Raw genomic sequence first — 13,417 nt, forward strand, 5'->3', positions numbered from 1 at the left:
CATCGTTTCTAAAGCACCGACTTAACAGGGGCATTGTGCCATGAAATGAGAAGCAACATCAGAACTATTCGCGCCTTTGTAGCGATGCACAAACGTTTTGACAAAAAACAGCAGGGCAAAGCACTGAGCAACATACTGTAATAATTGCGTAATTTTTGCCGGCGCGAGAACCGGAAACGTTACACGCCCCGACTTATTTTGTAAGTCTGGCCACATAGTCGGCAAATGAAGTGGGGGCTCGCCCAAGAATCAGTTTTAGGATTCTCGAATTCCCCAAAAACCCATAAGCATCGTAATGCTCATTCATGATCGTCATTTGCTTTACACGATCTTCAGAAGCCCCAGCGGCGCGGGCCTTCTCTTGCATCGTTGACGTTGGCACCTGTTCGGCTTTGACCGACTTGCCCGTTACGTCTTGAATTACCCTTGCCATATCTGTCTGGCTGAGCGCCTCAGGTCCGGCCAGTTCATAGGTTCCATACAGCCAGCCATCATCCAGCGTGACGTTGGCGGTTGCCTCGGCAAGGTCAAGAAGATCCACAACGCTGAATTTGACTTCTGTATTAAAAGGCATTGCATGTATGCCCTCTTCCATCACCCTTTTCCAAATAGGCTCTAAGTGCTGCATATAGCGCATGGGTTGCACGATGGAATAAGGCATGCCGGATTCGATCAGCAGTTCTTCCGTATCCAGCTTTAAACTGTGGTGGCGAACTTCCCGGCGTAAGGGGTGCATGACCGAGTAATAGACAAATTTAGAAAGTCCGGCGTCCTTCGCAGCCTGAATAAAGTGCGACGTCATGGTTTTTTCGTCTGGGTGCATGGGTGGGCCGATATGAACAATAGCGTCACACCCTGCAACAGCAGGTGCAATTGTTGTTGGATCATCCATATCTCCGACCGCAATGCCGCTCGCGCCGAGCGCCGTCATTTCAGCTTCTTGCGCCGAGTCCCGCACGAAAGCGATTACAGACGCCCCTTTCGCACTGAGCGCTTTAACAACGGGCTTGCCCGTTCGCCCATGCGCCCCTGTGACCAGAACCTTCATGCTTTTGCTCCGTCCTGCCTAATACTTAGTCATTATTTCGCTTTAGAAGTCCGACAACAAACGTCCGAAGCCATCCATTTGGTCTTTAATGCCATTGGCGCGCAGCGCATGCCAATACGTCGCCGTATTAATCGCAATGACCGGCTTGCCCAGCCAGGTCTCTGCTTCAGCTGCCAAACGCACCATGCTGAGGTTGGTTCCCACTTGCACAATGGCATCCACGTCATCGCCGTCTAATTCATCACGGATAAGACCGCGGAGATGATCTTCTGGCACTTCAGCAATCGCCGTCCAGCTTGGACATTGCAGGCAAATATCACGCACCACCTCAAAGCCGCACTCTTCGAAGTAACGTTTCACTTCGGCATTCGCGACCGGGTAGTAAGGCGACACAAACGATATCTTTTTTATGTTTCCATAGGCGTTGAGCGCCGCAGACGTTGCGTGAGACCCGATACTGATTTTAACGCCGGATTGCTCTATGACCTTTTTTTCAAAAGCATTGGCCCCCTCTATGCCATCATAAAAGGTGATCGCCGACATCCCCATAACCAGATAGTCGGGCGAACAGGTCATTACACTTTTTACGGCGTCGATTACGCCTTCTGAAATCTTTGTGGTCCCGGCAAGAAATGTCTCATTGCTGATGGCCTGGGAGTTCGGCGTGAAAATCCGGCTGTAGTGGTTGGTAACCCCGGCGGGGCGCATACCATCAAAATCTGGCTGGACGATCGTATTGGTGGATGGACCAAGAACGCCGAACTTTTTTCTCCAACCTTGAACATCAGTCATGTGAAACCTCATTATGTTAAATAAGAAGACAGAGGTGATATATCCAGATCATCTCTCATATATTTGTTGTTCCAAAGAGACATATGAGCCGCTTATGGGCAAGAGAGAAAGGCAAGGGTCATTCATGCGATGACCAAATGACGAGAGAACGCTTCAAGCTGATAGATGAGTAATGTAGATGAGATTAGACCTTAAGGGAGAGCCTAGGCGTGGCAAACGACAGCGAAACCGAAGCTGAGAAAATATCTGGTATTATTCGTAGCATCTTTACCGCTTTTGAAGATCACGACCCTGACGGCATTGAAGGGCATATGCACCCTGATGCAACCGTTTGGGACGTTTTCACGCCTCACCTCATTCGCGGCAGAAAAGAACGTGATGCCTTTCACGCTGAAGATCAAAAGCAAATGCAAGCCCGTGGCCCCCTCAGCTTGAGCCTTGAAGCGCCAGAGGTAAGTGTCTGGGAGAATACGGCCATCGCCATGTATTACCTGCACTATGCGTATCAGCCGCCAAATGCCGCTGAAGGCCGCGTGCGCATCACTGATGTATTTCGGCGTATTGAGAACAAGTGGTTGATCGTACACCACCATGAAGGCACAGTTCCATCAGGCATCCCGCCGATCACCGAGACGACCTAAGCCACGCCTAACTCATCGCTTCAGAAAGCGCTGCCCCAATGGATGATTTTACTCGCACCCGTGACTTAGCCATGTCCAGCCTGAACCAAGGCAAATTGGACCAGGCACTGGGTTATTGTCAGCGGCTAACAGAGCTAAAACCGGCTGATCCAGATGGCTTCTTCCTCATGGGCATGGTGCAAGATGCCCAAAACAATGTCGCAGATGCGCTTGTGGCCGTGCAAACGGCGCTGGAGCTGGGAAAAACAGCAGAATACTTGGCCCATTACGCCCGTATTCTCAGCCGCGTGAAGCGCATGGAACCTGCCCTAAAAGCAGCCAGCCAGGCTATGGCGCTCAACCCTCAAGATGCTTTGACCCTGGACACGATTGGATGCGTCTTCAGCCGGGTGGGCAAGCATGAGGCTGCAATTCCCATTTTTGAGACAGCGGTCGCCCAACAGCCAGATCACCCGCAGTTTAGATTTAATCTCGCATCGTCCCGCCAGTTCACAGGGGACTTTGATACGGCTGAACAAGACTACGAGCATATTATCAAAGTGGCCCCTAGCTTTGTGAAAGCGCACACGGCGTTATCGTCACTCCGCACTCAAACAGCAGATAGCAACCACATTGAACGTCTGGAGCAGATACTAACGGCGACGCGTGATCCAAAATCTGCGCTTTACCTGCGTTATGCGCTGGCCAAAGAGTGTGAAGATGTCGGACGCGATGATGAGGCTTTCGAGCATTTGAAAGCAGCCAACACAGCCCATAAGCAAGCCCTAGGCTACGACATTGCACGGGACAGAGCTATCTTCAACGGATTGATAGACGCCTTCACGTCAGACGACGTGGCAGAGAACACAGGGGCTGCGCCAGAGTTTGGCCCAACGGATGAAGCCATCTTCATCGTTGGTATGCCGCGCAGCGGCACGACGCTCGTGGACCGGATTATAACCTCTCACCCCGAAGTGGACACAGCCGGTGAGTTGCAAACCTTTCCGGTGCTGCTGAAAATGATGAGCGGCACCAGATCGACTGTCGTGTTAGACCCAGAGACGATAGAGCGCGCCAAAGCTATTGATTTCAAAACGCTGGGCCAGAGATACCTGTTCGACAGCGCGGCCCACCGGGGCGACCTGCCGTTCTTCACGGATAAGCTGCCGTTGAACTTCCTGAACATCGGCTATATCGCCAAAGCCTTGCCAAAAGCAAAAATCATAGCCTTACGCCGTAACCCGATGGACACCTTGTGGAGCAATTTTAAGCACCTCTTCGCCACAGAGTTTTCCTATTACAACTATTCGTACGACGTGAAAGACGCCGCGAACTACATCGTCATGTTCACTAAACTGATGGATCATTGGGATGCCGTGCTCCCAGGCAAAATCCATCACATTCACTATGAAAATCTGGTGTCAGGTTTTGAGCTCGAAGTACGGCGCGTCATTGCGCACCTGGACTTGAAGTGGGCGGATGCGTGTTTAACTTTCCATGAAAACGACGCTGCCGTCGCTACGCCAAGCTCGGTGCAGGTCAGAAGCCCCATATATGCCGGGTCTGTAGGCAAATGGAAGCGGTTCGAAAAGCACCTCAGCGAAGCGGCAGAGATCTTTGCCAACAACGGCTTAGAATATAGCTGATCCAAACAAAAAGGGCGCCCCCAACGGAAGCGCCCTTCTGTGTTTTGTAGTGCGTGAAATTAGAAGCGATAGCGCGCTTCAACGCCTACAACCCGTGGCCGGATCACGTTCTCGAAGTAACGCCGCAGAGCCACTCCATTAACGTCCCGCACCAGCGACAGATCCTGACGAACCGAGGTCACTGCAAACTCATCGAACAGGTTGTCTGCAAACAACGAGAGTTCCCATTGATCTTTGGACAACGTTAAAGACGTGTTGTGAACTGCGAAGCCAGCCAACACTTGGCCGTTATTTCTCAGACCGGTCTTCGTATAAACGCTGCTGATGTAGGTCATGCCGTAATTGAAGTTCAGCTCGTAGTCATTGCCGAGCGTGCGATAATAATCCAGAGAGGCACTGGCGGAATGCTTCGGTGTACCAGCCAGACGGTCGCCATCAAAAGCATCATTACTATCAACCAAGCCAGGCGCATCTTCCGTCAATTTTGCGTCGACATAGGCCCAGGTGCCAGTAACAGCGAAGTTATCGTTAAGAACCGCACGCCCTGAAACTTCGAAGCCCTTACTCACGGCTTTACCGCCGTTCACAGTGATGGGTACGCCGCCATTTTGTGTGATGCTCTGAACTTGAATATCATCCCAGTCGATGTGGTAGAGAGACGCGTTGAGAACGATGCGACCGTCATCAAAAGCACTCTTGATGCCGATTTCTTTGTTCAGAGTTTGATCAGGCTTGATCAGCTCTTCATCCGGCAGCGCGCACACATTCTGTCCTGGAGGAATGGGGGTTGGACACGCGGGAACCGCATTGACGCCGCCAATACGGTAGCCTTCGCTGACGGTGCCGTAAACCAGCACATCATCGTTGATTTGGTAGGACGCGTTAACCTTATAGAGGAACCCGTCATCACTGACGACGTTCTGGGCCAAATTAATATTGATGGCCGTTGGGTCGCCGCTGAGAAGCGGTAAGTCAAAACCAACAGAATCATCCACACTGTAATCGTAATAGCGGCCACCGACGGTGATTTGGAAGGCATCGGTGATCTCGTACCCGACTTCACCGAAAACTGCTTTTTCCTCCAGATTCTGAAGGGTGCGCTGGATGTACTCGAGGTTATCAGGACGGTCGATCCCGAAGAATTCGGCAATACCCGGTGTAAATTCTTCACTGGTCGCATCGCCTTCAAAGTCGTTGTAGAACGCGCCGACGATCCAGCTGAACGGGCCGTCATTGGACGACACCAAGCGCAGTTCTTGGTTGAAGCGCTTTTCGTCAGCTTGCTCGCGGGTAAAGGCAGCAAACGCTGGGAACGACTCATAGCCATATTCAAAGGCAATCAGCAGATCACTTTGATCGCGCTGGCCGAGTTCATCGTATTCGGAGTAACCGGTGGCCGAGGTCAACGTGGCCCACCCCAAATCCCAATTCAGCTCTGCGCTGATCAACTGGTTCTTACGATCACTGGGTTCCAGGTAGCGGTGCGCGGAAACATATTCATCCGTGCCCAGGGCGCGACGGTGGGTAATCTGGCGACCACCGGCCTTTTGATCCTGATAGTAGTAGCTCAAGCTGGCTTCGAAGTTCTCCGTGACGTTGAACAGCAGGTTCAAACGCGCTGAGAGCGTCTGCTCGTCGTTGGCATCTTCGACACTGGTGAGGTTGGCTGCGACCGCAGCGGGGTCGGTGAAGTCAGGCTGGGGAAGTGACACACCCGGGTTTTGCACCAGGAAGTCATAGTCAATGAAACCTGGATCATCCAGGTACCCCACAACCAAGCGCGCGGCCACTTTGTCTTCGATCAGGGGTACGTTGAGAACGATATCACCCTCGAAGCCAAGACTGCTCGACTCACCCAGATCATAGCTGCTGACATGCACAGAACCGGATAATTCAGAGGGGTCTGCCTTGTTGGGAATATACCGCACCGCACCGCCCAGGGTGCCGGCCCCATACAGGGTGCCTTGTGGGCCAATCAGGACTTCCACACGCTCCATATCGTAGAGCTTGAGATCGAGGTACAGCGGAATCTCACCGATGTAGGTGGCGACTGTGTCGCCGTTGCCGTTGTCGAGAAATTCTGAGGCGTTCAAGGAGTCTGTATTCAGACCGCGCACCGACAGTTGGTTGCCGCCGCGTGGGCCTTGATCGGTCAGGTTCAAACCAGGGACCCAACGCGCCAGTTCAGCAACATTGTTGAGGCGCAGTTTCTCGATATCACCCGCGGCAACGGCTGTGATGTTGATGGGAATATCCTGCACGCTTTCGGCGCGGCGGGTGGCCGTCACGACGATCTCTTCCAAAGCCATCGCCGACTGCTGGGCCTGAACCGCTGTGTTCGGCACCATGGTCACGCCAGTCATGGCGGTGGTAGTCAGAAGGGCTGTCGAGAGAAGCTTGTAAGGTCGCCGCATGTTGTTTTCCTCTTGAATTATTGATTATTGCGATGAACGGCATGTTTTTGGATTTATGACGGAAATGTTATTGCTGCAATGCAAACGATACAAACGTGAATCCGGTAAATCCGGATTCTCTTGCCGCCTGGGACATTCTCGCAACACTTCTGACGCGAGAAGTGACCCAGCAATCGCTGAGATTGAGCGGCTAAAACCCTATAAAAACTCTTTGGTTCGGAGCTTTACGACATCAGGTTTCAGCCTGCGAGGCCGATAATGTTCTCAGCGCCTCAAGAGCTTCTTCGGCGCGCGCGGCTGGGACGAAAACATGATCATGGAAGGTCGCAGCAACGATATTGGCTGGGAGTCCCTGCCCCGCGAGACAAGCCGCAACAGCGGCGGTCAGCCCAACCGCTTCCAAACTGGACTGCACACGCACCGTAATGCGCTGAAAAACCGGCGCATCTGGCAGGCCAGCTTTGACAGCATCGGCCTGGCTCAGAATGACGGAAAGCCCCTCATCTTCCTGGAACGAGGCGAGTGGATTTAAACCGGCCAGACGCGCGCCCTCGGACACGGGAAGAGAGCCAAACACATACAGTTCTGGATCGAGCGCCGGGTCGAGCGACGCCAGCAACACCTCCAGGTTTTTCTCTCCGGTCGACATGCGACGTGGTCTCCGTGATTGCCTAATTTACTCAAGACAAAATTTAGCAGGCTTTTTGGTTTGTGGTTTTCTTTATTGAGCTCGACCTTGGAACGACCCCATGCACGACTGGTTCCGCGCAAACGAGCCCATGCACGTATGATTGCGGGAACGAGCCCATGGACGCGGGTGAGCGCGCCCCCGTGGAACGAGCCCATGCACGAAACCTTGCCCTACTCTTGGATGACAAAATCTAAGATTCACCTTGCGAATTACAATTTAATTCAGGTTTATCCCCTTGACGCACGGTGTTGACGTGAGGCGAGTAGTAGGCCAATCTCATAGCCTTAAGGTTGTGGGGGAGTTGTTATGGCTGACGGAAACAGTATTTCTCTTTATTTCGATTTAAAGCCCGGTGAGAAGGCTGATTTAGAAATAGTAGCTGAGGCTGCTCTAAAGTGGGCAGAAACTGTAAAATTGGCGGCGCGTCTAATTGAACCTAATGCGAAAATCCGCATTGAATTGCTGGACGCAGAGCCAGGAAGCCTGAGACTAAACACTGTTCTCGATTGGCTTGAGGAGCAGTTAGAAAGGATAGAGACTGGTTCAGGGCGTCATAGAAGGCTCAGAAACCTAGCGATTGCCCTTGCGGCTTTTGTCGCCTCGGCTACAGCAACGGAATTGATCTTCGGAAACGAGACGTTGCAACTCGAAGACGCTGATCGCCAGTTGCTTCAAGAACTCTTAGAAAAAATTGGTGAGGCTCCAGAGGTTCAGGATAACACACGCCGTTTTTACAGAGTCCTAGAGCGTGATAGCTCGATTACAGCGATTGGTGTTTCAGAATCCAGAAAAGACCCTCCGTTGATACTCGTACCCTCAGACCAATTCCCTGAGCGCGGTGGCTTATTTGCATTGCAAGAAGATGAAGACGAAAGAGTCATTTACTCTACCCTCGAAGTAACTCTAGTTAGTCCTGTTTTACTTAATACTCCGCGTGCATGGACCTTTCGGATGGAAGGATTACCAGAATTTACGGCAATAATGGGCGACGCAAATTTCTTAGCCGCCTTAGATGATGCTCATGTCCATGAAAGCCTGCGGAACGGAATTACAATGAAGATAAAACTAGAAATTAAAGAGCAAAAAGTTCGAGGTGAGTGGAAAGTAAAAAGCAAGGGAAGAAAAGTTCTTAAAGTTATTTCACCAGAAATCGGCTAAGGGTTTTTCTTCCCGCCTTCGAGCCAAAAGAACGCAATCAGACCTATCAATGCCACTACAGCAATTGCAAAGGTCGTCCCTGGCGACAAGCGCCAAAATCCAAAGAGGCAAACAAGTGCCGTGAGGGTTATCGCTAACCCAGACAACCATTGACGTTTTGATTCTTCTCGACTTGACATTGCCTTGCAGGGGAGTCCTATGAATTTCACAACATAAATGATAGCATAACAGTAGATTTCTAGCAACGTAAGAAATCTTATAACCTATTGATTCATATGGGGTATCCTGTGCTGGAGAGCAATAAGATTACGCTAAAAAAAGCCCTTAAAGAAGGCAAACTTGAACAATTCATCGCCGAACATGACAAGGACGGTGACGGGGACGTTGACGAGTTCGACGCTGCTATTTCTTCAATGGTTCAAAAGTCGAAAGTAACTCAGGGAACATCGTCTCAGGACACTTCCGGCGATTGTGACGAAACTCAAACTCGTCCGCATAAAGATCAAGATACTTAGACGAGACGTGGACGTGTGTTCCACGGATGCTGTTTTTCAGCCTTGCCCAATATGACTCCATTGAATTGGTAGTCACGTCACCCCGAGCATATTCCTTGCGGCCATGGTCAACCTTTTCGTGTTTATAGCCACGCTTAGACAAACTCTTGTAAGCGTGTGCTTCGTCTGTGTTGATGGTTGAGCCCTTAACCACGTTGGCCTCAATAATCGGCAAAAGCGTCTTGGCTTGGGAGTTAGGGACGACTTGGGTTTGAACGTCACCGTCACGCTGTACCATGCCTAGGACGATTGCTTTGTTGCCCACAACCTTAAACCCGCCGCCGATGCCCTTTCTACGGCCACCAAACATGCTTTCGTCGATCTCGACTGTGCCTGACAACGGCTCGTCACCGTCCACCTTGGACATATGCTCACGGATAACCTTAGCCATACGCCAAGCCGCTTTGTAGGTAACACCTAGCTGGCGCTCTAGTTCCTTGGCAGCAACACCGTGGCGGGACGTGGTAAACATCCAGATCGCATAGAACCAAAGCTGTAGGGACGTGCGCGATCGGTGAAACGGCGTATCTACGCAAGGATATTCATGATGCCCACACCACTGGCAGGAATAAGCCCGCCGATTGGTGAGCGGGTACCACTTTCCTTGTTTCTCACACTTGGGGCAAACGTAATCAGAACCATAACGGGCCTCGAATAGATGATCTAAACAGGCTTGATCACTTGGGAACTGCTTGAAAAAGTCTCTGAGTGTCTGTGTTTTCATGATGGTTAGATATTACAAAAATACCTACCGTGCGTCAAGGGGATAATCACCATTTAATTTGTTATCATACAGCATGAGTTCATCCCTCGCCCTCAGCCACTATCGCACCATGGCGCGCTACAACGCGTGGATAAATGAGCGGCTATACACAGCAGCAGCCAAGGTGCCGGACAGCGAGCGCAAAGCGGACCGCGGCGCATTTTTTGGCTCTATCCACGGCACCCTGAACCACATTCTGCTGGCTGATTTGATCTGGCTGCAGCGCTTCGCCACCGCGGACTGGGACTTCCCGGCCCTCGAGGGTTTGTCCTTTGAACCGGTGATGGCCATCACCGGCCTGGACATGCAACTTCACGACGATTTCGCCGCGCTGACGGACGAACGGCAGGTGGTCGACGCCGCCATTCGTGAATGGGCCGACACCGATCTGACCGAAGCCGTGCTGGCCGATGACCTGAACTACTTCAACATTTTACGGCAACGCCAAACCACCTTGGACATGGGGCTGTGCGTCACCCATTTTTTCAATCACCAAACCCACCATCGGGGACAGGTGACCACCCTGCTCTCACAATTGAACATCGACCCCGGCCTCACAGATATGATTGCCATGCCGCAAGACGGGTGAGTGTAAAATCACGTATGCTGCTCAGGTCGCGTCTTGATCAGACGTAACGGCAAAATAATGAAAGAGGCTTCCATGAACACCATCCGGACCATCGCCGCGCTCAGTTGTCTTGCGCTTCTTTTCACCGTTGCCCCGCGTAACGCTACATTGGCCGCTGAGGCAGACACGTCCGCTTCCCTCTCTCACCAATTGGCGCAGATGCTGGTTGGGGAATACGACAGCGTGCGGCAAATGCAGGAGGACAAGACCAACGGTGTTCCAAAAGACATGGCGCACGCCCGGATCAACCGCAGCTTTGTGATCACCGACGCCCCCGCCGTGGGTGACCCGGTTGTGGTCAGCACCACGGCTTACGCTGGTAATCCGTGGCACTTCGACAGCGGAGAGTTTCTGGTCTGGACCCTGACGGAAGAGACCACAGACAACGGCAGCGCGGTGGTGATGTCGCCGCGCCGGTTTAAAGACCAGGCGCGCCGCATGCCCTTCGCCCGCGATGGCGAAAAGCTCGGCGGCTTTACCGACGATGATCTGGAAACAGCGGTCAGCGGCGCGAACTGTGTGCTGGTGTGGACGCCAAACGGGGATGGTTTTTCCGGCCGCAGCCAACCGTGCTATGTGATGTCGACCACAAAAAACAAAATGCTCAACTGGGTCTGGAGCTACGAACTGACGCCGGAGGCCCTATGGATTTCCTTTGAAGGCCTTGATGAAAACGGCGACGTGCTGGACGGCACCCCCAAAGACAGCCCGTATCGGTTGGACCGCTTAGACCGCGTGATGAGATAGGTTAGGTCTCAGGCCCCAATCGGTAGGGTCTAACCTTTATGGTAGGGCTTTCTTTTCTAATAACGTATGTGTTATGATCTTGCGTCATGAGGATAGAACTTTATGAAGCTGAAGACGGCACCTGCCCATTCCAAAAGTGGTTTGACGGATTAAATACACAAGCGGCATTGAAAATCCGCACGGCTCTGGCGCGCATAGAGACGGGTAATCTATCCAATGTAAAGTCTGTCGCAAAAGGCGTTTTGGAATGCCGGATCAATTTTGGCCCAGGTTACCGGGTATATTTTGGACGCGACGGCGACACACTGGTGATCTTGCTGACCGGTGGCTCCAAAAGCCGACAGCAAAAAGAGGTCGAACGTGCCTGGTCGCTATGGACCAGTTACAAAAAACGCAAGAAAGGAGGAGCAAACCATGGCGTTGACCCGAGAGTTTAAAGACACCATTCAAGCCCGCGCACAACGCGACCCGGCGTTTCGGGTTGGGTTGCTGCAAGAAGCGGTGGAGGCTTTTTTGGGCGGCGAGCTTGAGGCCGGCAAAACAATCCTGCGCGATTATGTCAACGCCACCCTCGGCTTTGACGAACTGGCCAGAGTGACCCACAAGAAACCGGAAAGCCTGATGCGTATGCTCAGCAGCAAGGGCAACCCGCGCGCCGACAATCTGTTTGACCTCCTCGCCAAACTGCAACAACGCGAGGGCGTTTCTTTGCATGTCCAAGCGGCGGAGTAGGTGGGGAGTGATCCGGGCGTAACGGATGTGAAGAAAGATCTTAGCCACAGGGTAGCAACTTCTGATGACCTCCCAACCTTAATGGCGAAGGTGCTGCTTCCCTAACCCCGTTGCTCAAACAACTCGACCCAGGCGTTAAGGTCCGGCTATCGAGGTCAAGAAACATCCCTTCTCAGCGCTTTTCAAGAAGATAATGCATCTTAGGTATTTTATCCGCGAGCGGCCCTAACCGTCTTTGTATTTCTGCTTTAGCTTCGCGCCATTTTGGAATACCGCGTTCGACGGCTTTTCGTCCAGAAGCAGTTAGCTCTGCAGTTTTGTGGCGCTGATCTCCGTCTCGGAGGCGCACAAAAGATGCCTTTTCCAGCAACTTCAAATTCCTTACTAAAGTCGAGCGATCCAGACCAACGGCGGCGGCCAATTGCTTCATAGTGGGGCGTTCAAGCTTCCGGATTTCATACAAAAGCGAGAACTGCGTAATGAGCAAACCCGTCTCCTTGAGACTCTCGTTGTAAATTTCCGTGATGATACGCTCCGAGCGACGGAGGCTTATACACAGGCACGGATAATCTTCTTGCTTAAATCCCATCTTACTATGTATATACATAGATGGTGCGATGTCAATGAAACTTGCGCCGGTCCTTTTGTGGTCGGCAGTAAAAAAGTACGCAAGTTATTGAATTTTGAGGCGTCTTTGAGTTGGTGTGCGCCATCAATATCGCAAGAAATTGAAAGTCAGTTTGTCCGAGGCGGAAGGCATTTGAAATGACAGCATCAATTTCGACGGAAGCGAAGCGCCAGTCCTTCAGAGATTTGCATCGCACTGGTTGCTTCATTATTCCCAATCCCTGGGATGTGGGGAGCGCCCGCTATCTCGCACATCTCGGTTTCAAAGCGATCGCAACAACGAGTTCTGGCTCGGCATGGAGTGCGGGGCAAGCAGATGAATACGCCGATGTGGACCGCATTATTTCTCATCTCGCAACAATGGCACAGGTGGTCGACCTGCCGGTGAATGCGGATTTCGAGGACGGGTACGCGGACGACATAGAGGGATTGATCACAAACGTGCGTCGGGCCTGCCAAATGGGAATCGCTGGACTTTCAATCGAGGACAAGGACAGTCAGTCGGGGTGGGCCCGCACGTTGCGCAGCTTTGACGACAGCGTGGCCCGCATACGTGCGGCGCGCAAAGCCATTGATGCGGATGGTGGTGGCGTTCTCCTGACCGGACGCGCCGAGGGATTCATCGCTGGTTGCCCGGACCTAGACGATGTGCTGCGTCGCCTCGCTGCTTTCGCGGAGGCGGGTGCTGATTGCCTATACGCGCCCGGTCTAACGACAGACGATCAAGTCGCAGCAGTCGTTCGCGCAGTCGCACCGAAGCCAGTGAACGTGCTGGTCGGGCAACCGGGATTTACAGCCGCCGGCCTCGCCGCCCTTGGTGTGCGGCGAATTAGTGTCGGTGGTGCATTAGCGCGCACCGCCTGGGGTGGTTTTATGTCGGCAGCACAGGAAATTGCCAATAACGGAACTTTCGAGAACTTACGTCACGCTGCCAGTGGAGCAGAACTCAACAAGCTCATGTCCAGTATGAACTGACGACGTGCTGGACGGCACTCCC

The 13,417-nt window shown here is 52.4% G+C and carries 14 protein-coding genes; 8 read left to right on the forward strand and 6 right to left on the reverse strand.

The genetic code is table 11. The annotated features are described in order from the left end of the window. Window positions 1-193: 193 nt before the first annotated feature. Together RIC29_03370 and RIC29_03375 are read right to left on the reverse strand one after the other, a co-directional pair. Complete coding sequence (locus RIC29_03370; GenBank protein MEQ8733937.1) at window positions 194-1,048, reverse strand: NmrA family NAD(P)-binding protein; 855 nt, start codon at window positions 1,046-1,048, stop codon at window positions 194-196. A gap of 42 nt (window positions 1,049-1,090) precedes the next feature. Further along, entirely contained in the window at window positions 1,091-1,840 is a 750-nt protein-coding gene (locus RIC29_03375) for an arylmalonate decarboxylase (GenBank protein MEQ8733938.1), read from the reverse strand. Between the two features lie 209 nt (window positions 1,841-2,049). On the opposite strand from RIC29_03375, the gene RIC29_03380 reads away from it, so the two are divergent. Both RIC29_03380 and RIC29_03385 read left to right on the forward strand, forming a co-directional pair. Beyond that, on the forward strand, window positions 2,050-2,481 hold the full coding sequence (locus tag RIC29_03380; GenBank protein MEQ8733939.1) for a nuclear transport factor 2 family protein: 432 nt from the start codon (window positions 2,050-2,052) through the stop codon (window positions 2,479-2,481). 38 nt (window positions 2,482-2,519) lie between these two features. Continuing rightward, the gene (locus RIC29_03385; GenBank protein MEQ8733940.1) at window positions 2,520-4,106 is read left to right on the forward strand and encodes a sulfotransferase; all 1,587 of its coding nucleotides are present in this window, start codon (window positions 2,520-2,522) and stop codon (window positions 4,104-4,106) included. Window positions 4,107-4,165: 59 nt separating this feature from the next. Here the strand turns inward: RIC29_03385 and RIC29_03390 are convergent, their stop codons facing one another. Further along, window positions 4,166-6,520 carry a TonB-dependent receptor gene (locus RIC29_03390; protein ID MEQ8733941.1) on the reverse strand — a complete coding sequence of 785 codons (2,355 nt, stop codon included), beginning with the start codon at window positions 6,518-6,520 and terminating at the stop codon, window positions 4,166-4,168. Window positions 6,521-6,752: 232 nt separating this feature from the next. Beyond that, the gene (locus tag RIC29_03395; GenBank protein ID MEQ8733942.1) at window positions 6,753-7,169 is read right to left on the reverse strand and encodes an ACT domain-containing protein; all 417 of its coding nucleotides are present in this window, start codon (window positions 7,167-7,169) and stop codon (window positions 6,753-6,755) included. A gap of 348 nt (window positions 7,170-7,517) precedes the next feature. Between RIC29_03395 and RIC29_03400 the strand changes: the two genes are divergently transcribed. Further along, window positions 7,518-8,369 carry a hypothetical protein gene (locus RIC29_03400; GenBank protein ID MEQ8733943.1) on the forward strand — a complete coding sequence of 284 codons (852 nt, stop codon included), beginning with the start codon at window positions 7,518-7,520 and terminating at the stop codon, window positions 8,367-8,369. 402 nt (window positions 8,370-8,771) lie between these two features. Here RIC29_03400 and RIC29_03405 read toward each other — a convergent pair whose 3' ends face one another. Beyond that, the gene (locus tag RIC29_03405) at window positions 8,772-9,647 is read right to left on the reverse strand and encodes an IS1595 family transposase (protein MEQ8733944.1); all 876 of its coding nucleotides are present in this window, start codon (window positions 9,645-9,647) and stop codon (window positions 8,772-8,774) included. A gap of 73 nt (window positions 9,648-9,720) precedes the next feature. Between RIC29_03405 and RIC29_03410 the strand changes: the two genes are divergently transcribed. The 4 genes from RIC29_03410 to RIC29_03425 all read left to right on the forward strand — a co-directional run bounded on the left by RIC29_03410 (window position 9,721) and on the right by RIC29_03425 (window position 11,793). Beyond that, window positions 9,721-10,275: a DinB family protein gene (locus tag RIC29_03410; protein ID MEQ8733945.1), complete on the forward strand. Its 555-nt coding sequence runs from the start codon at window positions 9,721-9,723 to the stop codon at window positions 10,273-10,275. Window positions 10,276-10,347: 72 nt separating this feature from the next. Continuing rightward, complete coding sequence (locus RIC29_03415) at window positions 10,348-11,061, forward strand: CpcT/CpeT family chromophore lyase (protein MEQ8733946.1); 714 nt, start codon at window positions 10,348-10,350, stop codon at window positions 11,059-11,061. 86 nt (window positions 11,062-11,147) lie between these two features. Beyond that, a complete protein-coding gene (locus RIC29_03420) occupies window positions 11,148-11,498 on the forward strand; it encodes a type II toxin-antitoxin system RelE/ParE family toxin (GenBank protein MEQ8733947.1) in 351 nt (116 codons plus the stop codon). After that, complete coding sequence (locus RIC29_03425; GenBank protein ID MEQ8733948.1) at window positions 11,476-11,793, forward strand: transcriptional regulator; 318 nt, start codon at window positions 11,476-11,478, stop codon at window positions 11,791-11,793. Before RIC29_03420 ends, RIC29_03425 begins: the two co-directional genes overlap by 23 nt. 172 nt (window positions 11,794-11,965) lie before the next feature. On the opposite strand, the gene RIC29_03430 is transcribed toward RIC29_03425, so the two are convergent. Continuing rightward, entirely contained in the window at window positions 11,966-12,280 is a 315-nt protein-coding gene (locus RIC29_03430) for a MarR family transcriptional regulator (protein MEQ8733949.1), read from the reverse strand. 278 nt (window positions 12,281-12,558) lie between these two features. On the opposite strand from RIC29_03430, the gene RIC29_03435 reads away from it, so the two are divergent. Further along, a complete protein-coding gene (locus RIC29_03435) occupies window positions 12,559-13,395 on the forward strand; it encodes an isocitrate lyase/phosphoenolpyruvate mutase family protein (protein ID MEQ8733950.1) in 837 nt (278 codons plus the stop codon). Window positions 13,396-13,417 lie beyond the last annotated feature (22 nt).

The sequence above is a fragment of the Rhodospirillaceae bacterium genome (assembly GCA_040219235.1).
Lineage (GTDB): Bacteria > Pseudomonadota > Alphaproteobacteria > Rhodospirillales > Rhodospirillaceae > WLXB01.

What these genes read in the sequence shown, in the direction of transcription:
- RIC29_03405 (MEQ8733944.1), bottom strand. Translation starts at nt 9,647, where the DNA reads ATGAAAACACAGACACTCAGAGACTTTTTCAAGCAGTTCCCAAGTGAT.
- RIC29_03425 (MEQ8733948.1), top strand. Translation starts at nt 11,476, where the DNA reads ATGGCGTTGACCCGAGAGTTTAAAGACACCATTCAAGCCCGCGCACAA.
- RIC29_03370 (MEQ8733937.1), bottom strand. Translation starts at nt 1,048, where the DNA reads ATGAAGGTTCTGGTCACAGGGGCGCATGGGCGAACGGGCAAGCCCGTT.
- RIC29_03390 (MEQ8733941.1), bottom strand. Translation starts at nt 6,520, where the DNA reads ATGCGGCGACCTTACAAGCTTCTCTCGACAGCCCTTCTGACTACCACC.
- RIC29_03400 (MEQ8733943.1), top strand. Translation starts at nt 7,518, where the DNA reads ATGGCTGACGGAAACAGTATTTCTCTTTATTTCGATTTAAAGCCCGGT.
- RIC29_03410 (MEQ8733945.1), top strand. Translation starts at nt 9,721, where the DNA reads ATGAGTTCATCCCTCGCCCTCAGCCACTATCGCACCATGGCGCGCTAC.
- RIC29_03415 (MEQ8733946.1), top strand. Translation starts at nt 10,348, where the DNA reads ATGAACACCATCCGGACCATCGCCGCGCTCAGTTGTCTTGCGCTTCTT.
- RIC29_03420 (MEQ8733947.1), top strand. Translation starts at nt 11,148, where the DNA reads ATGAGGATAGAACTTTATGAAGCTGAAGACGGCACCTGCCCATTCCAA.
- RIC29_03435 (MEQ8733950.1), top strand. Translation starts at nt 12,559, where the DNA reads ATGACAGCATCAATTTCGACGGAAGCGAAGCGCCAGTCCTTCAGAGAT.
- RIC29_03395 (MEQ8733942.1), bottom strand. Translation starts at nt 7,169, where the DNA reads ATGTCGACCGGAGAGAAAAACCTGGAGGTGTTGCTGGCGTCGCTCGAC.
- RIC29_03385 (MEQ8733940.1), top strand. Translation starts at nt 2,520, where the DNA reads ATGGATGATTTTACTCGCACCCGTGACTTAGCCATGTCCAGCCTGAAC.
- RIC29_03375 (MEQ8733938.1), bottom strand. Translation starts at nt 1,840, where the DNA reads ATGACTGATGTTCAAGGTTGGAGAAAAAAGTTCGGCGTTCTTGGTCCA.